This window comes from Bradyrhizobium sp. BWA-3-5, assembly GCF_032917985.1.
Classification (GTDB): Bacteria; Pseudomonadota; Alphaproteobacteria; order Rhizobiales; family Xanthobacteraceae; genus Bradyrhizobium.
The window spans coordinates 3,223,891-3,240,885 of record NZ_CP136626.1 but is presented as its reverse complement, the minus strand read 5'-3'; the positions used below and the strand labels follow the sequence as shown (position 1 = coordinate 3,240,885).

The 16,995-nt window shown below is 62.8% G+C and carries 19 protein-coding genes; 1 reads left to right on the top strand and 18 read right to left on the bottom strand.

From position 1 onward, the window contains the following. Positions 1-65: 65 nt before the first annotated feature. From rpsQ to rpsL, 15 genes are all read right to left on the bottom strand, one after another. A complete protein-coding gene (gene rpsQ, locus RX331_RS15460; RefSeq protein WP_009797129.1) occupies positions 66-314 on the bottom strand; it encodes a 30S ribosomal protein S17 in 249 nt (82 codons plus the stop codon). Between the two features lie 10 nt (positions 315-324). Then, complete coding sequence (rpmC, locus tag RX331_RS15455; RefSeq protein WP_057834249.1) at positions 325-531, bottom strand: 50S ribosomal protein L29; 207 nt, start codon at positions 529-531, stop codon at positions 325-327. A gap of 5 nt (positions 532-536) precedes the next feature. Continuing rightward, complete coding sequence (gene rplP / locus RX331_RS15450) at positions 537-950, bottom strand: 50S ribosomal protein L16 (RefSeq protein ID WP_283034126.1); 414 nt, start codon at positions 948-950, stop codon at positions 537-539. A gap of 31 nt (positions 951-981) precedes the next feature. Then, positions 982-1,692 (bottom strand): 30S ribosomal protein S3, encoded by a 711-nt coding sequence (rpsC, locus tag RX331_RS15445; protein WP_283034125.1) that lies wholly within the window; start codon positions 1,690-1,692, stop codon positions 982-984. A gap of 19 nt (positions 1,693-1,711) precedes the next feature. After that, on the bottom strand, positions 1,712-2,098 hold the full coding sequence (gene rplV, locus RX331_RS15440) for a 50S ribosomal protein L22 (RefSeq protein WP_028349054.1): 387 nt from the start codon (positions 2,096-2,098) through the stop codon (positions 1,712-1,714). Between the two features lie 10 nt (positions 2,099-2,108). After that, on the bottom strand, positions 2,109-2,387 hold the full coding sequence (gene rpsS, locus RX331_RS15435) for a 30S ribosomal protein S19 (protein WP_317257349.1): 279 nt from the start codon (positions 2,385-2,387) through the stop codon (positions 2,109-2,111). 12 nt (positions 2,388-2,399) lie between these two features. Further along, the gene (gene rplB, locus RX331_RS15430) at positions 2,400-3,233 is read right to left on the bottom strand and encodes a 50S ribosomal protein L2 (RefSeq protein WP_317257348.1); all 834 of its coding nucleotides are present in this window, start codon (positions 3,231-3,233) and stop codon (positions 2,400-2,402) included. Between the two features lie 12 nt (positions 3,234-3,245). Next, positions 3,246-3,545: a 50S ribosomal protein L23 gene (locus tag RX331_RS15425; protein ID WP_225673655.1), complete on the bottom strand. Its 300-nt coding sequence runs from the start codon at positions 3,543-3,545 to the stop codon at positions 3,246-3,248. Next, on the bottom strand, positions 3,542-4,162 hold the full coding sequence (gene rplD / locus RX331_RS15420) for a 50S ribosomal protein L4 (protein WP_283034122.1): 621 nt from the start codon (positions 4,160-4,162) through the stop codon (positions 3,542-3,544). The genes RX331_RS15425 and rplD overlap by 4 nt, the downstream gene beginning before the upstream one ends. A 1-nt stretch (position 4,163) precedes the next feature. Continuing rightward, a complete protein-coding gene (gene rplC, locus RX331_RS15415) occupies positions 4,164-4,883 on the bottom strand; it encodes a 50S ribosomal protein L3 (RefSeq protein ID WP_317257347.1) in 720 nt (239 codons plus the stop codon). 49 nt (positions 4,884-4,932) lie between these two features. Then, positions 4,933-5,241, bottom strand: a complete 309-nt coding sequence (rpsJ, locus tag RX331_RS15410) for a 30S ribosomal protein S10 (protein WP_002712302.1) — start codon at positions 5,239-5,241, stop codon at positions 4,933-4,935. 95 nt (positions 5,242-5,336) lie between these two features. Next, positions 5,337-6,527: an elongation factor Tu gene (gene tuf, locus RX331_RS15405; protein WP_317257346.1), complete on the bottom strand. Its 1,191-nt coding sequence runs from the start codon at positions 6,525-6,527 to the stop codon at positions 5,337-5,339. Positions 6,528-6,566: 39 nt separating this feature from the next. Beyond that, the gene (gene fusA, locus RX331_RS15400; protein WP_283034120.1) at positions 6,567-8,639 is read right to left on the bottom strand and encodes an elongation factor G; all 2,073 of its coding nucleotides are present in this window, start codon (positions 8,637-8,639) and stop codon (positions 6,567-6,569) included. A gap of 29 nt (positions 8,640-8,668) precedes the next feature. Then, the gene (gene rpsG, locus RX331_RS15395) at positions 8,669-9,139 is read right to left on the bottom strand and encodes a 30S ribosomal protein S7 (protein ID WP_028349061.1); all 471 of its coding nucleotides are present in this window, start codon (positions 9,137-9,139) and stop codon (positions 8,669-8,671) included. 15 nt (positions 9,140-9,154) lie between these two features. After that, a complete protein-coding gene (rpsL, locus tag RX331_RS15390; RefSeq protein WP_027536823.1) occupies positions 9,155-9,526 on the bottom strand; it encodes a 30S ribosomal protein S12 in 372 nt (123 codons plus the stop codon). A 667-nt stretch (positions 9,527-10,193) separates the two neighbouring features. Between rpsL and RX331_RS15385 the strand changes: the two genes are divergently transcribed. Continuing rightward, positions 10,194-11,417 carry an NAD(P)/FAD-dependent oxidoreductase gene (locus tag RX331_RS15385; RefSeq protein ID WP_317257345.1) on the top strand — a complete coding sequence of 408 codons (1,224 nt, stop codon included), beginning with the start codon at positions 10,194-10,196 and terminating at the stop codon, positions 11,415-11,417. Here the strand turns inward: RX331_RS15385 and RX331_RS15380 are convergent. The 3 genes from RX331_RS15380 to RX331_RS15370 all read right to left on the bottom strand — a co-directional run bounded on the left by RX331_RS15380 (position 11,360) and on the right by RX331_RS15370 (position 16,935). After that, positions 11,360-13,390, bottom strand: a complete 2,031-nt coding sequence (locus RX331_RS15380; RefSeq protein WP_317257344.1) for an ABC transporter ATP-binding protein — start codon at positions 13,388-13,390, stop codon at positions 11,360-11,362. The two genes, RX331_RS15385 and RX331_RS15380, sit on opposite strands and share 58 nt — an antisense overlap. 151 nt (positions 13,391-13,541) lie before the next feature. After that, complete coding sequence (locus RX331_RS15375; protein ID WP_317257343.1) at positions 13,542-15,596, bottom strand: FAD-dependent oxidoreductase; 2,055 nt, start codon at positions 15,594-15,596, stop codon at positions 13,542-13,544. Between the two features lie 241 nt (positions 15,597-15,837). Further along, positions 15,838-16,935: a helix-turn-helix transcriptional regulator gene (locus RX331_RS15370; RefSeq protein ID WP_317257342.1), complete on the bottom strand. Its 1,098-nt coding sequence runs from the start codon at positions 16,933-16,935 to the stop codon at positions 15,838-15,840. Between the last annotated feature and the right edge of the window lie 60 nt (positions 16,936-16,995).

Genomic DNA, 16,995 nt, shown 5'->3' with positions numbered 1-16,995 from the left:
GTCCTCTTTCTGCGCTCTATCGCGCTCAAAATTTTCCCTGAATGATCTCGGCCAGGCCGAAATTATCAGGCGGTTTTCTTCTGCTCGCCCCGGACCACGGTCCAGCGCTTCAACTTCGAGATCGGCTTGCTTTCCTCGATCCAGACCATATCGCCCGGCTTGAACTCGTTGTTCTCGTCGTGCGCGTGGTAGTTCTTGGAACGGCGGATCGTCTTCTTGTAGATCGGATGGGTGAAGCGGCGATCGACGCGCACCACCACCGTCTTGGCTTGCTTGTCGCTCACGACCACGCCCTGAAGGGTACGTTTCGGCATAGGCGGCCTCTTACTTCTTCTTCGCGCGGGCTTGCGCGGCGATGGTCTTGATACGGGCGATGTCGCGGCGGGCTTCGCGCAGGCGCGAGGTGTTCTCCAGCTGCCCGGTGGCGCGCTGGAAACGCAGGTTGAAACGCTCTTTCTTCAGATTGAGGACGGCGTCCTCCCTCTGATCGTCGCTCATCGCGCGGATGTCTTCCACTTTCATCGGTGCCATGACGATTACTCCGCAATGCGCGCGACGAAGCGCGTCTTGATCGGCAGCTTTGCGGCGGCGAGCGTCAGCGCTTCCTTCGCGGTCTGCACGTTGACGCCGTCGATCTCGAAGATCACGCGGCCGGGCTTGACCCGCGCCACCCATAGTTCCGGCGTGCCCTTGCCCGAGCCCATGCGGACTTCGGCGGGCTTCTTCGACACCGGCACGTCGGGAAACACGCGGATCCAGACGCGGCCGGCGCGCTTCATGTGACGGGTCAGCGCGCGGCGCGCGGCTTCGATCTGACGGGCGGTGACGCGCTCGGGCGCCATCGCCTTCAGGCCGAACTGACCGAACGACAACGTCGCACCCGAAGACGCAACGCCGTGGATACGGCCCTTATGCGCCTTCCGGAACTTCGTTTTCTTTGGTTGCATCATGGCTTTAAGCCCTCAAACCTTCTGTAATTTCTCACGCTGCGGCAGCGTCACGGCGCGGACGCGAGCCACCGCCCTCGCCCTCGGCCATCTTCTTGTCCTGGGCCATCGGATCGTGCTCGAGGATCTCGCCCTTGAAGATCCAGACCTTGACGCCGCAGGTGCCGAAGGTCGTGAACGCGGTCGCCACGCCGTAATCGACGTCGGCGCGCAGCGTGTGCAGCGGCACGCGGCCCTCGCGATACCACTCCATGCGGGCGATTTCCGCGCCGCCAAGACGGCCCGAGCAGTTGATGCGGATGCCCTCGGCTCCGAGGCGCATCGCCGACTGCACCGCCCGCTTCATGGCGCGGCGGAACGCGACGCGGCGCTCGAGCTGCTGGGCGATCGATTCGGCGACCAGCGTGGCGTCGAGCTCCGGCTTGCGGATTTCGACAATGTTGATGACGACGTCGGAAGCCGTGATGTCGGCAACGCGCTTGCGCAGCTTGTCGATGTCGGCGCCTTTCTTGCCGATCACGACGCCGGGACGCGCCGAATGGATCGTCACGCGGCACTTCTTGTGCGGACGCTCGATCACGATGCGGGCGACGGCCGCCTGCTTGAGCTCCTTGTGCAGGATCTCGCGGATCTTGACGTCCTCATGCAGCAGCTTGCCGTACTCGCTCTTGCCGGCGAACCAGCGCGAATCCCAGGTGCGGTTGATGCCGAGACGCAGCCCGATTGGATTGATCTTTTGACCCATCGTTTTCTCCTGCGCCGCTTTAAGCGCTTGCCTCGGCCTCGACCTGACGAACCACGATGGTCAGGTGCGAGAACGGTTTATAGATACGGCCCGAGCGGCCACGGCCGCGCGGCGAAAAGCGCTTCATCACGATGCCGTTGCCGACATGGGCCTCGGCGACGACGAGATCGTCGACCTCGAGGTCATGGTTGTTCTCGGCGTTCGCGATCGCCGATTCCAGGCACTTCTTGACGTCGACCGCGATCCGCTTGCGCGAGAACTGCAGGTCGGCCAGGGCCGCCGACGCCTTCCGGCCGCGGATCAGCTGCGCGACAAGATTGAGCTTCTGCGGGCTGACGCGCAGCATCCGGGCAACCGCCTTGGCCTCGTTGTCCGCGAGGCTACGTTCGCGCTTTGGTTTGCTCATCGTCTATTCCTCAAGCCTTCTTGGCTTTCTTGTCGCCAGAGTGGCCATGGAAGGTACGGGTCGGCGAGAACTCGCCGAACTTGTGACCCACCATTTCCTCGTTGACCGAGACCGGCACGTGCTTCTGGCCGTTGTAGACGCCGAACGTCAGGCCGACGAATTGCGGCAGGATGGTCGAGCGGCGGCTCCAGATCTTGATGACGTCGTGACGGCCGGATGAACGCGCAGCATCTGCCTTCTTGAGCACAGAGGCTTCCACGAACGGGCCTTTCCAGACTGAACGAACCATGTCCGGCGTTCCTTACTTCTTCCGCTTGTGGCGGCTTAGGAGGATGAATCGGTTGGTCGACTTGTTCGACCGCGTCTTCTTGCCCTTGGTCGGCTTGCCCCACGGAGTAACCGGGTGGCGGCCGCCCGAGGTGCGGCCTTCGCCGCCGCCATGCGGGTGATCGATCGGGTTCATGACGACGCCGCGGTTATGCGGGCGCCAGCCCATCCAGCGGGTGCGGCCGGCCTTGCCGATCGAGATGTTCATGTGATCGGGGTTCGACACCGCGCCGATGGTGCCGCGACAGCGACCGTGCACCAGGCGCTGTTCGCCCGAGTTCAGGCGCAGAATGACGTAGTCCTGGTCGCGGCCGACGATCTGGGCGTAGGTGCCGGCCGAACGCGCGATCTGGCCGCCCTTGCCGATCTTCATCTCGATGTTGTGGACGATGGTGCCGACCGGCATGTTGCCGAGCGGCATGACATTGCCCGGCTTCACGTCGACATGGTTGCCGGCAACGACCGTGTCGCCCGCGGCGAGCCGCTGCGGCGCCAGGATATAGGCCTGCTCGCCGTCCTGATACTTGATCAGCGCGATGAACGCGGTGCGGTTCGGATCATATTCCAGCCGCTCGACGACGGCAGGAACGTCGACCTTGTTGCGCTTGAAGTCGATCAAGCGATAGGCCTTCTTGTGGCCGCCGCCGCGGAAGCGCACGGTGATGCGGCCGGTGTTGTTGCGGCCGCCATTGCCGAGCTTGCCCTCGGTCAGCGCCTTCACCGGCTTGCCCTTGTAGAGGGCCGAACGGTCGACCATCACCAGCTGGCGCTGGCCCGGCGTCGTCGGATTGTATGTTTTCAATGCCATCGCTAAGTCGCCTTATAGTCCGGTGGTGACGTCGATGCGGTGGCCCTCTTCGAGGGTCACGACCGCCCGCTTCACGTCCGACTGCGAACCGAAATTGCCGCGGAACACCTTGGTCTTGCCCTTGCGGACCAGCGTGTTCACGCTCTTCACCTTGACGTCGAACAGCTTCTCGACGGCTTCCTTGATTTGCGGCTTGGTCGCCTTGTTGGCGACCTTGAACACGACTTTGTTGTGCTCGGAGGCAACCGTCGCCTTTTCGGTGATGACGGGTGCGACGATGACGTCGTAATGGCGCGGATCGATATTCTTCATTTGAAGCGCGCCTCCAGCGCATCGACTGCCGCCTTCGTCAGCACGAGCTTCTGACGACGCAGAATGTCGTAGACGTTGATGCCCTGGATCGGCAGCACGTCGATATTCGGAATGTTGCGGGCCGCGGTCGCGAAACCGGCGTTCAGCTCGGCGCCGTCGATGATCAGCGCATTGGTCAGGCCGAGGCCGGAGAAGTGGCCGACCAGCGCCTTGGTCTTGGCTTCCTTGACCTGCGCATTGTCGATCACGATCAAGCCGCCGTCCTTGGCCTTCGCCGACAAGGCATGCTTGAGCGCGAGCGCCCGCACCTTCTTCGGCAGGTCGGTCGCGTGCGAGCGAACCACGGGACCGAACGCACGGCCACCGCCGCGGAACTGCGGCACGCGGGCCGAGCCGTGACGGGCGCCGCCGGTGCCCTTCTGCTTGTACATCTTCTTGCCTGTGCGCCAGACGTCGGCGCGGCCCTGCGCCTTGTGCGTTCCGGCCTGGCGCTTGTTGAGCTGCCACTGCACGCAACGTTGGATGATGTCGGCACGCGGCTCGAGCCCGAAGATCGCGTCCGAGAGCTGGACCGAACCGGCTTCCTTGCCTTCAAGGGTCGTGACTTTCAGTTCCATCTCACGCGCCCTCCTGCTCGGCCGGAGCCTGAACCTGCTCGCCGCCGGCGACCTTGAACTTGCCGGGCTTCGGAGCATCCTTCGGCAACGGCTTCTTGATGGCGTCGCGCACCGCGATCCAGCCTCCCTTGGAGCCGGGTACGGCGCCTTCGACGAGGATCAGGCCGCGCTCGACATCGGTCTGCACCACGCGCAGGTTCAGCGTGGTGATGCGGTCAACGCCCATGTGACCGGGCATCTTCTTGTTCTTGAAGGTCTTGCCGGGATCCTGGCGGCCGCCGGTCGAACCGATCGAACGGTGCGAGATCGAGACGCCGTGGGTGGCGCGCAGACCGCCGAAATTCCAGCGCTTCATGCCGCCGGCAAATCCCTTACCAACTGAGGTGCCGGTGACGTCGACGAACTGGCCGACGACGAAATGGTCGGCCTGAATCTCGGCGCCGACCGGGATCAACGCGTCTTCCGACACGCGAAACTCGGTGACCTTCCGCTTCGGCTCGACCTTGGCGACCGCGAACTGGCCGCGCTCTGCCTTCGGCAAATAGACGGTCTTGCGGGTACCAGCCCCGAGCTGCAGCGCAACGTAACCGTTCTTCTCGGTCGTGCGGTGGCCCAGCACCTGGCAGTTGCCTAGCTTGAGCACGGTCACGGGGATATGTTCGCCGGTCTCCGTAAAGACCCGCGTCATCCCGACCTTTTGTGCGATCACTCCGGAGCGCATCGGCGTGCTTCCTGTTCTTTCTGTCCGCTAACGTCGGACGATCTGAAAATTAGAGCTTGATCTCGACATCGACACCGGCGGCCAGGTCGAGCTTCATGAGAGCATCGACGGTCTGCGGGGTCGGGTCGACAATGTCGAGAAGGCGCTTGTGGGTGCGCATCTCGAATTGCTCACGGCTCTTCTTGTCGACGTGCGGCGAACGGTTGACGGTGAACTTCTCGATGCGGGTGGGCAGCGGAATGGGTCCGCGAACCTGGGCACCGGTACGTTTCGCCGTGTTCACGATCTCGCGGGTCGACGTATCGAGGATACGATGGTCGAACGCCTTGAGACGGATGCGAATATTTTGGCCGTTCATTGCCGTTTGTCTTTCTTTGTCGCGTAGGGCGAGTGGTGAGCGGCAAGCAGCGAATGGACCAGGTCCAATCGCTACTCGCCATTCCCTATTCGCTTTTACTCAATGATGGCGGCGACGACGCCGGCGCCGACGGTGCGGCCGCCTTCGCGGATCGCGAAGCGCAGCTTTTCTTCCATCGCGATCGGCACGATCAGGTGCACTTCCATCGCGATGTTGTCACCCGGCATCACCATCTCGGTGCCTTCGGGTAGGTGCACAACGCCGGTCACGTCGGTGGTGCGGAAGTAGAACTGCGGCCGGTAGTTGGTGAAGAACGGGGTGTGACGACCGCCCTCTTCCTTGGTCAGGATGTAGGCCTCAGCCTTGAACTTGGTGTGCGGCTTGACCGAACCCGGCTTCGCCAGCACCTGGCCACGCTCGACTTCCTCGCGCTTGGTGCCGCGGAGCAGCGCGCCGATGTTGTCGCCGGCCTGGCCCTGATCGAGCAGCTTGCGGAACATTTCGACGCCCGTGACGATGGTCTTCTGGGTGTCGCGCAGACCGACGATTTCGATTTCCTCGCCGACCTTGATCACGCCGCGCTCGACACGGCCGGTGACGACGGTGCCGCGGCCCGAGATCGAGAACACGTCTTCCACCGGCATCAGGAACGGCTGGTCGATCGGACGCTCCGGCTGCGGGATGTACTCGTCGACATTGCGCATCAGCTCGAGGATCGCGTCGTGACCGAGCTTCTTGTCTTTGTCTTCGAGGGCGGCCAGAGCCGAACCCTTGATGATCGGAATGTCGTCACCCGGGAACTCGTACTTCGAGAGCAGTTCGCGGACTTCCATCTCGACCAGCTCGAGCAGTTCCGGATCGTCGACCATGTCGCACTTGTTGAGGAACACGACGAGCGCGGGCACGCCGACCTGACGGGCGAGCAGGATGTGCTCGCGGGTCTGCGGCATCGGGCCGTCAGCGGCCGACACGACCAGGATGGCGCCGTCCATCTGCGCCGCACCGGTGATCATGTTCTTCACGTAGTCGGCGTGGCCGGGGCAGTCGACGTGAGCATAGTGGCGGTTGGTGGTCTCGTACTCGACGTGAGCGGTCGAGATCGTGATGCCGCGCGCCTTCTCTTCCGGCGCCTTGTCGATCTGGTCGTACGCCGTGAACGTCGCACCGCCGGTTTCAGCCAGCACCTTGGTGATCGCTGCGGTCAGCGAGGTCTTGCCATGGTCGACGTGACCGATGGTTCCGATGTTGCAGTGCGGTTTAGTACGTTCAAACTTTGCTTTGGCCATTTGACTCTCCGTTCAGTCGTTAGCTTGAACCAACGACAATCAGGCAAACTTCTTCTGGACTTCTGCCGACACGTTCGCCGGCGCTTCAGCGTAGTGATCGAATTGCATCGTGAAGGTCGCGCGTCCCTGGCTCATCGAGCGCAGGTTATTCACGTACCCGAACATGTTCATGAGCGGCACCATCGCGTTGATGACGTTGGCGTTGCCACGCATGTCCTGGCCCTGGATCTGACCGCGCCGCGAATTCAGGTCGCCGATGACCGAGCCGGTATAGTCTTCCGGGGTCACCACCTCGACCTTCATGATCGGCTCGAGCAGAACGGACTTGCCCATCTGCAGCGCCTCGCGGAAGCAGGCCCGCGTGGCGATTTCGAAGGCCAGTGCCGACGAGTCGACGTCGTGATACTTGCCGTCGATGAGCTGCACCTTGACGTCGACCACGGGGAAGCCCGCGACCACGCCGGACGAAAGCACGCTTTCCAGACCCTTTTCGACGCCGGGGATGTATTCCTTCGGCACCGCGCCGCCGACGATCTTCGATTCGAACTCGTAGCCCTTGCCGGGCTCGTTCGGCTCGACAATGATCGTCACCGCCGCGAACTGACCGGTACCGCCGGTCTGCTTCTTGTGGGTGTAGCTGTGCTCGACGCGCTTGGTGACACGCTCACGGAACGCCACCTGCGGCGCGCCGATATTGGCGTCGACCTTGTAGGTGCGCTTGAGGATGTCGACCTTGATGTCGAGATGGAGTTCGCCCATGCCCTTGAGGATGGTCTGGCCGGACTCGTGATCGGTCGACACGCGGAAGGACGGATCCTCCGCGGCGAGCTTGGCCAGCGCCACGCCCAGCTTTTCCTGGTCCGCCTTCGACTTCGGCTCGATCGCGATCTCGATCACCGGCTCCGGGAATTCCATCTTTTCAAGGATGACCTGATGGGTCGGATCGCACAGCGTATCGCCGGTGCGCGCTTCCTTCAGGCCGGCCAGCGCGACGATGTCGCCGGCATAGGCTTCCTTGATGTCTTCACGGTTGTTCGCATGCATCAGCAACATGCGGCCGATACGTTCCTTCTTCTCGCGGGTCGAGTTCACGACGCCAGTGCCCGACTGCAGGATACCGGAATAGATGCGGCAGAAGGTGATGGTGCCGACGAAGGGGTCGTCCATGATCTTGAACGCCAGCAGCGACAGCGGCTCCTTGTCGTCCGCCTTGCGCACGACTTCGTTGCCCTTGTCGTCGGTGCCCTTGATCGCGGGCACGTCGAGCGGCGACGGCAGATAGTCGACGACGGCGTCGAGCAGCGGCTGCACGCCCTTGTTCTTGAAGGCCGAGCCGCACAGCACCGGATAGAACGCGCCGGTCAGCACCGCCTTGCGGATCAGACGCTTCAGCGTCGCCTCATCCGGCTCCTTGCCGTCGAGGTAAGCGGCCATGGCGTCGTCGTCGAGCTCGACGGCGGCTTCCACCATCTTCTCGCGGTATTCCTTGGCCTGGTCGACGAGGTCGGCCGGGATGTCGACATAATCGAACTTGGCGCCGAGCGATTCATCGTTCCAGATGATGCCCTGCATCTTCACGAGGTCGACGAGACCCTTGAAGTTGTTCTCGGCACCGATCGGGAGCTGGATCGCGATCGGCTTGGCGCCGAGGCGGTCGACGATGTCGGCAAGACACTTGAAGAAGTCGGCGCCGGTCTTGTCCATCTTGTTGGCGAAGACGATGCGCGGAACCTTGTACTTGTCGCCCTGGCGCCAGACCGTCTCGGTCTGCGGCTCGACGCCCTGGTTGGAATCGAGCACGCATACGGCGCCGTCGAGCACGCGAAGCGAGCGCTCGACCTCGATGGTGAAGTCGACGTGGCCGGGCGTGTCGATGATGTTCAGGCGCTTGCCGTTCCAGAATGCGGTGGTCGCAGCCGAGGTGATCGTGATGCCACGCTCCTGCTCCTGCTCCATCCAGTCCATCGTCGCAGCACCTTCGTGCACTTCGCCGATCTTGTGGCTCTTGCCGGTGTAATAGAGGATGCGCTCGGTGGTCGTGGTCTTGCCGGCGTCGATGTGCGCCATGATACCGAAGTTGCGGTAGTCCTCGATGGCATGTTGGCGGGGCATGGGCTGTTCCTTAAATCCGGTCTTCGCCGTTACCAGCGATAATGCGAGAACGCACGGTTGGCTTCCGCCATCCTGTGCACGTCTTCACGCTTCTTGACGGCGTTCCCCCGGTTGTTCGACGCGTCGAGCAACTCGGCCGAGAGCCGCTCCGTCATCGTCTTTTCGTTGCGCTCGCGCGCTGCGGTAATCAGCCAGCGAATGCCCAGCGCCTGACGGCGAACCGAACGCACCTCGACCGGCACCTGGTAGGTGGCGCCACCGACGCGGCGCGACCGCACTTCGATGGTCGGCATGACGTTTTCCAGCGCCTGCTCGAATACCGTGAGCGGCCCCTGCTTGGTCTTGGCCTCGATCATGGCGAGCGCGCCATAGACGATGTTTTCGGCGGCGGATTTCTTGCCGTCGTACATGATCGAGTTCATGAACTTCGTAATGATGATGTTCCCGAACTTCGGATCCGGGTTGACTTCACGCTTTTCGGCAGAGTGGCGACGCGACATCTGGTCTGTTCCCGCTTACTTCGGACGCTTCGCGCCGTACTTCGAACGGCGCTGCTTACGGTTCTTGACGCCCTGGGTATCGAGGACGCCGCGGAGGATGTGGTAGCGCACGCCCGGCAAGTCCTTGACGCGGCCGCCGCGGATCATGACCACCGAGTGCTCCTGCAGGTTATGGCCTTCACCCGGGATGTAGCCGATCACCTCGAAGCCGTTGGTCAGGCGCACCTTGGCGACCTTACGAAGCGCCGAGTTCGGCTTCTTCGGGGTCGTGGTGTAGACGCGCGTGCAGACGCCGCGCTTTTGCGGCGACTGCTGCAGCGCCGGCACCTTCTTGCGCGACTTCTGTACCGTACGCGGATTTGCGATCAGCTGGTTGATCGTCGGCATGTAGCCTTCACCCTTTAGTTCACGCGAAACCTTGAATGGCTTTCGCAAATTCTTCTCGGAACTAGCCGTTCCGTTCGGCCCGCTTCGCGCGAAGAAAAACATTCACGCAAAACGAAATCGCGCCAACCACCCATCGCTGAGCGGAAAGCGCTTCGACGCCACAGAGGACCGCGAGTAAAGACCGATCAGCTTTCGCTGTCCGGCCCGGCTTCGAGATCATGCATCCGAGTTCACTCTCAAGAGGACGTGCTCAAGAGAACTAAAATCGTCCTGGCATTGCCTAGCAGTATGATCGACAGCGTTTGAGCGGCATTCGTCGAGGTTGGTGCCCGTCTCAGTCCAATAAGGATTTGATTGGGTGTTCCGTTCCGACGCTGGCGTTGCTCACCGCCTGTCGTTAAGTGGCCGTCTTCTATAAGCGGTGGATAGCTAAGTCAAGCAAAAGGAGAACGCTGGAAATGCCTATGCCGCTTGCGGATTCAGCGCTTGCCGTAAATTCGGGAAGTCCGAAACAACATCGCTCCTCCCGCCGTAGCGCGGCGGATAAGGATTTTTTACCCGGGTAAATATCCGTTCGGCACGGCAATTATTGGTTCCAGTTTTTCCCAGCTAAGCATTTGTTTGCCTTTCGGGGTGCAAAAGTGTCGCACCCCGGGTGAGATTCCAGATGAAATATACCGACATTGCGATCATCGGGGGCGGCCTCGCCGGCTCGACCGCAGCCGCCATGCTCGGACGCGCGGGAATTTCGACGGTCCTGATCGACCCGCACCAGGTCTACCCTTTCGACTTCCGCGTCGAAAAAATCAGCGGCGAGGAGCAGGTCGGCCGCTTCTACGAGACCGGAATCGCCGATTCGGTGCTGCGCTCGGCCACCCATGACGGCGAGAACTGGATCGCGCGATTCGGCTATCTGCTCGACAAGAAGCCGAGCCGCCAATACGGCATCATGTACGATGCGCTGATCGCCGCCATCAGAGCCGAAATCCCGCCACCGTCCGAGCTGATCTACGCCAAAGCGGTCGACGTCTCGACCAGCGCCGAACGCCAGAAGGTGACTTTGTCCACCGGCGAGGTGATCTCGGCGCGGCTGGTGGTGCTGGCCAACGGGCTGAGCGTCGGGCTGCGACGCAATCTCGGCATCGAGCGCCAGGTGCTCAGCGCCGGCCATTCCATCTCGGTCGGGTTTGACATCGTGCCGGTCGGCCGCCCGGCCTTCGAATTTCCTGCCCTGACCTATTTTTCGGAACGGGCCAGGAAGCGCACCGCCTATGTGACGCTGTTCCCCATTCAGAACCGGATGCGGGCCAACCTGTTTGTGTACCGCGAGGTCGACGACCCCTGGCTGCGCGAGATGCGGCGTCATCCCGCCGAGACCATGAATGCCGCACTGCCCCGGCTGCGGCGGATCACCGGCGAATATGCCGTTGAAGGCGACGTCAAGATCCGGCCCGCCGACCTCTATGTTTCCACCGGCTACCGCCAACCGGGTGTCGTCCTGGTCGGCGACGCCTTTGCGGCGACCTGCCCGGTAACCGGCACCGGCACCGACAAGGTGTTCACCGACGTTGCGCAGCTCTGCAACGTCCACATCCCCGCCTGGCTTGCGACCGAAGGCATGGGGGAGGACAAGATCGCCTCCTTCTATGACGATCCGGTCAAGCAGGCCTGCGATGCCTGGTCGATGGGAAAAGCCATCAGTTTCCGCAAGGTCACGGTCGAGAACGGACTGTACTGGCAGGCGCAGCGCTGGGCGCGCTTTTTGGCCGGGTTCGGCGAAGGCGCCTTACGGCGGGTGCGGGGCCGGATCAGCGCAGGGTCAAACCGCTCTGCTCACTCCTCGTCATCGTCATCATCTTCTTCATCGTCCTCATTGTCGTCGTCGGCCTGAGACGCAGCATTGTGCGGCGTATGGCCCTGGTCGTCCCAGAGCTTGCGATAGACACCGCCCGCCGCCAGCAACTGGGCATGCGAGCCGCGCTCGATCGCCTTGCCGCCCGAGATCACGATGATCTCGTCCATCTCGACCACGGACGTCAGGCGATGGGTCGACCAGATCATGGTGCGCCCTTCCGCCACGTTCAGAAGCGTGCGGTTGATCGCGGCTTCCGTGGTCTGGTCGAGCGCCGAGGTCGCCTCATCGAGCAGCAGCAGCGAGGGATTGCGGATGATGGCGCGCGCGATCGCGATGCGCTGGCGCTGGCCGCCCGACAGCGTATCGCCGCGCTCGCCGACCGGCGTGTCGTATTTCTGCGGCAGGCTCATGATGTAGCGGTGGATCTCGGCCTTGCGCGCGGCCTCCTCGACCTCCTCGTCGGTAGCGCCTTCCTTCCCGAGGCGGATGTTCTCGCGGATCGACATGTTGAACAGCATGTTCTCCTGGAAAACGATCGCCATGCCCCGGCGTAGCGATTCGCGAGTGACACGGCGGATATCGACGCCGTCGATGGCCACCCTGCCCTCGTCCGGCGTGTAGAGGCGCAGGATCAGGTTGAGCAGCGTGCTCTTGCCTGAACCGCTCGGACCGACGATCGCGATGCGCTTGCCGACATTGAGCTTGAGGCTGAAATTGTCCAGCACCGGCGTCTCGCTGCCTTCATAGGCGAAGGTGACGCGCTCGAAGGAGATGTCGTTGGTGAGCGGCGGCAAATCCGGCGCGCCCGGCCGGTCGGCGCCGCGAGTCGGCTCGTCCAGCAACTCCTGGATATGCCGCACGGCCGCCGCCGACTGGATCGACACCGGAATGAAATGCATCAAATGGGCGATGTTGTAGGACACTTCCCAGAACGCACTCTCGAAGGTGACGAAGGTGCCGATGGTGATCTGGCCCTTGGTGGCGAGATAGGCGCCGATCGCCAGCACCACGAGGTGCAATAGCAGCACCGAAATCGTGACGGTGCGCTCCACCATGGTCGACAGGAACACGGCGGACGCCGTCTTGATGCGCACATCCTGGTTACGCATGGTGAACCAGCCGAGCGTGCGGCGCTGCAGGCTGAACGCCTTGACCACCGCCTGCGCCGCGACGTTTTCCTGCACGGTGCCGAGCAGCGCCGATTCGTTGAGCTTCTGCTCGTAATTCGCCTGCACTGCCTTCGGCGTAAGGATCCGTGGCCCGATCAGCGTGATCGGAAACACCAGCAGGGCCACCGCCGCGAGCTGCCAGTTCAGGAACAGCATCAGGATGATGCCGGCGACCAGCTCTAAGAATGGCAACGCGGCGCTGTTGGCGAAACTCTTGACCGAGCCTTCGAAGGCCGCAAGATCAATCGAGAAGCGCGACAGGATTTCGCCGCGCTTGGTGCGCGCGAAATAGGACGATGGCAGGTTCTGCACGTGCTCGAACAGCCGCGTCCGCACGTCGGCGATGATGCAGGCCGCCAGCCGCGCGTCCCAGCGCTCGTACCAGACCGCGATGATCGAGGTGATGATGCCGGCGGCCGCGAGCACACCGAGGATCTTGTAGAGCGCCTGGAAATCTTCCTCGCCGAGTGCGTCGTCAATCAGGAATTTCAGGCTCAGTGGCATGATGACGTTGAACAGCGTCTCGACGAGCACGCCGAAGGTCACGAAGACGAGCAGCTTCCGGTAATTGCTAAGATACGGCCGGACGAAGCCGACGATGGTCGCCATCGCGCCAGCGGCTTCCTTGGCGGTGAAGACGACGAGATCCTCGTCATCATCATCGTCGTCGAACTCCAGCTCGTCGTCCTCCTCGTCCTTGTCATCGTCCGAAGCCGCGCCGGCTGCCTTGCCGGCCGCAACGGGCGCCGCGGCCGCATCCAGCGCAAGTTTCTTGGCGAGCTCAGGATCGTCCGCGGGAACGGGATTCTGATCATCCGAGGAAGGAGGCTTGGGCGCCATGAAACCAACCGATGCTGCACGGCCGGCCTGACCGCAAAATCGAACGCGGCAGCGAAGAAACGCTACCGCGCCGATTCTATGCGATCAGAATGAATTCGGCAAAACAAATGGAACGGCCGGTCCTGACCAACCAGAACCGGGCGACACCCTCTCAATCGTCGGATTCAACCTTGTCGAAGAACGAATAGCGCAGGCTGTCGGCGTCGGCGTACCACTGCCCCGGCCCCTTGTTGGCCGCCAGCGTCGCCGCCCATACCGCGTCGGTGCAATCGCGGCGGTGCATGGCAAGGTCGAATCCGTTGCCGAAGAACAGTTCGGACCATTCCCACCAGGTGCCAAGCTTCTTCACGCCGCGCAGCAGGTCGTAGCGGTCGATCAGCGCCGGCGCCATATCCGAGGTCACCGAGCCGAACACCAGGCCGGTCTTCACGACGCGATTGAGCTCACGCACCGCCCGCGGCACCTGCTTCTCGGACACATGACACAGGCTGGTCTCGAACACGAAATCGAACGTGTCGTCCTTGAACGGCATGTCGACGATGGAGCCGAGCTTGTTGAACTTCTTGAGCGCCTTCGGCGTTTTGGCGTGGATCGCCTTGTTGTTCTCGATGCCCCAGGCGTCGATGCCGCGTTCGCGCAGCGCGCCGACCAGCTCGCCGCTGGCCGAGCCGGCGACGAGCAGCTTGTAGCCCTTGGCTCTGTTCCAGACGATCTTGATCAAATCGGTCAGATAGGCCGGATCGGTGAACTGGCTCCAGACTTCGCCGTAGGGTCCGACGCCGCGGTAATTCTCGAAATAATCGCGATCGATCTTGTCAGATGACGCCTCGCCCTGCTGCGAGCGGGCGCGGCGCAGCCGCATCATCTCGGTCAGGATGATGTCGGTGGCGGCATCGGAGGAGTCGAGCAGACCGTTCAGCGTCGAATCGAACAGATAGTCGCCGACCACGACGATACCGGGATGCTCCTTCGGTTCGGGCCGGTGGTTGGTCATGACGTCGCGCACCGGCAGGCCGCCGGGCAGCGCGTTCACCGACGACAACCAGCGGTGGATCTTGCCTTCCATGAAATGATCGCGCGCATTGCCGAGCGAGGGCGGCAGCGACTTCAGCGCCGCGTCGATCAGTTCCTGGTCGCTGAGATTGGCAAAGGCGAGCGCGTCCGAGCCCGCGATCAGCCAGTTGAGCACGCCGTGCTTGCCGACATCGTGGCGGGCACCTTCATTGTAGACGCAGCAACCGCCGAACGCTTCCGACATGAACCAGGCGCCGGGGATCTTCTCGCCCCAGAACGGTTCGTCGAACAGGATCGAAACCCGCAGGTAATGCGCAGGACGGTCGAAATAGGCGACGTGCTTGACCATCGACTTGCGCAGCTCTTCGCCATCCCAGCGCATGGTGGCGAGCCAGGAATGCGGCAGGCACATCAGCACGAGGTCGAAGTCCCTGACCTCCGGCCCCTTTCCGTTCATCATGTTGAGCTGATAGCGGCCGGCGGCGGTCTTGCCGACCTTGAGCACGCGATGATTGAGCTGGATGTCGGCATCGACTTCCGAGCGCAGGCATTCGATCAGTTGCTCATTGCCGTTCTGGATCGAATACAGGCCGATATAGCCGTCGATATCCATCACGAAGTTCTTCAACGCGTTGAGGCCGTTGGTGTTGTGGCTCTCGGTCGCGATGTCGGAGCGCGCCATCACCTTGAAGAAGCGTTTGGCGGTGGGGTCGGCGACCTCCCTGTCGAGCACCTCCTCGCAGCTCATGTAGGCCCAGGGGTGCTCGTTATCGTGGGCACCGACGCCCTCGTAATATTCGACTGGCGACACCATCTCGGTGCAGCGCTTGCGGAACGCCTCGATCGCCGCCGCGGTCTTCTCACCATATTTGCGGCGCATGCCCGGCACGTCGCGGAGCAGCTCCCCATCGAGATGAACCTGCTCGGCGTCCATCGGGATGGTCTGCAGGCCGAAATGCTGGATCAGTTCCCGCAAGGGATCCGGCCCGGTCATCGAATAATCGTAGATTTCGGCGACGCCGGCCTCATACATCGCGGGCGCGGAATCGAATTTGCGGGAGACGATCTTGCCTCCGAGCCGATCGGATGCCTCGTAGATGGTGACGCGGCAGAGATCGCCGAGCTTTTTCCTCAAATACCAAGCGCTCATCAGCCCGCCCGGGCCGCCGCCTACAATTGCAAGGTCCAACATGTCGTTTCCGTCGCCCTCCGGCCCCCCTGCCTATGGGAAATCAGCCGGTCTAAACCGCATTAGCAAAAGCGCTTTTCACCCTGAAGGGAAGATGAACAAAGCAGGCCCTCCGCAACGCAGCAATGAAACAAAGCAGCAAAAAGGCCGGCTTGCGCCAGCGATTTGTCTTCCCACCGTATTCTTGCGGAAGCGTTATGCAGCCTATGGGGAACTAGCCATACCGCCGCCGGAGCGCGGCCAATCAGCCGTCCCGCAGCGCCTTGCCGGCAAGCAGGCTAACCAGTTCCTGTTGGCGCGACAGGCCGGTCTTCGATAGCACGGCCTTGAGCTGGCTGCGCACCGTTTCCCGGTTGACGCCGGTCGCATCGGCGAGCGCATCGATGGTCGCGGCTTGGCCGATGCCCCGTGCCACCCGCGCTTCCGCCGGCGTCAGGTCGAACAGGCCTTGCAGGACTTCCGCGGTTGGCACCGCGGCGCGGTCGACCGGCGTCACCACCAATAGCGCGCTGGCCTGCGTGAAGATGTCCCGCGCCGAGCCGCGCACGGGAACGACGTGCAGCACCATCGGCACGTGAGCCGCTGTAGCGGCGACCGCGATGGATTTTACGGCGCGGCTGCCCGCGAGCGGCAGCGTATCGAGCGCTTCGCCGAGCAGCGCATCGGCCGCGGCATCCGCGATCGTCACGCGCTGGGCGCGATCCTGAAACAGCGACGGGATCAGCGCATCGAACAGACCATTCGCGGCAAACAGCCGCCCCGGGCCGCGCAGCACCGCGCTCGGCAGGCCCAGTGCCTGCAATGCGTCGACCTGCGCCCGCGCCCGCTCGAAGCCGAAGCGATTGGCGGCAAGCGAGGCGCGGGCCAGATGTGGCCGCAAGCCGTCCAGCAGATCGACGACTTCCTGCGGCACCCGGCCGTTATCCTGATGCCGCGGCAGCACGATCGCGATCGAATCGCCGATCGGCATCGGAATAAGGGTTCCTGCCCGGTAACCGATGCCGTGCTTGCGGTAGAAATTGCAGTAGACGTCGTTGGTCGCGATCTCTTCCTCCGAGAGGAGGTCGTAGTCGGTGACGAAGCCCGCGCGATTGAGCGCAATGGCGCGCGGCAGAAGCGGATCGCGCTCGCTCCATCCCTCCTTCAGGAAGATCGGCATCATGTGATCGTATTCGACGGAATTGACCGCGCTGACATACCCCTCGCGCACGCCGAACAGAAAGCCCCCATTGCCGCCGACCGCAGCACCGAGGTCGCCGAGCAGCGTCGGCCAGAGGGAAGGAATCAGACCCGCCTCGTAGATGCGGTCAATCAGAGCTTCAAGATGAGCCGGGTCGCTCATGGGCACGTGCAAGCATCACCATTACGGGCAGGACGTCGCTCAATTAATAGCAGGCGTCAT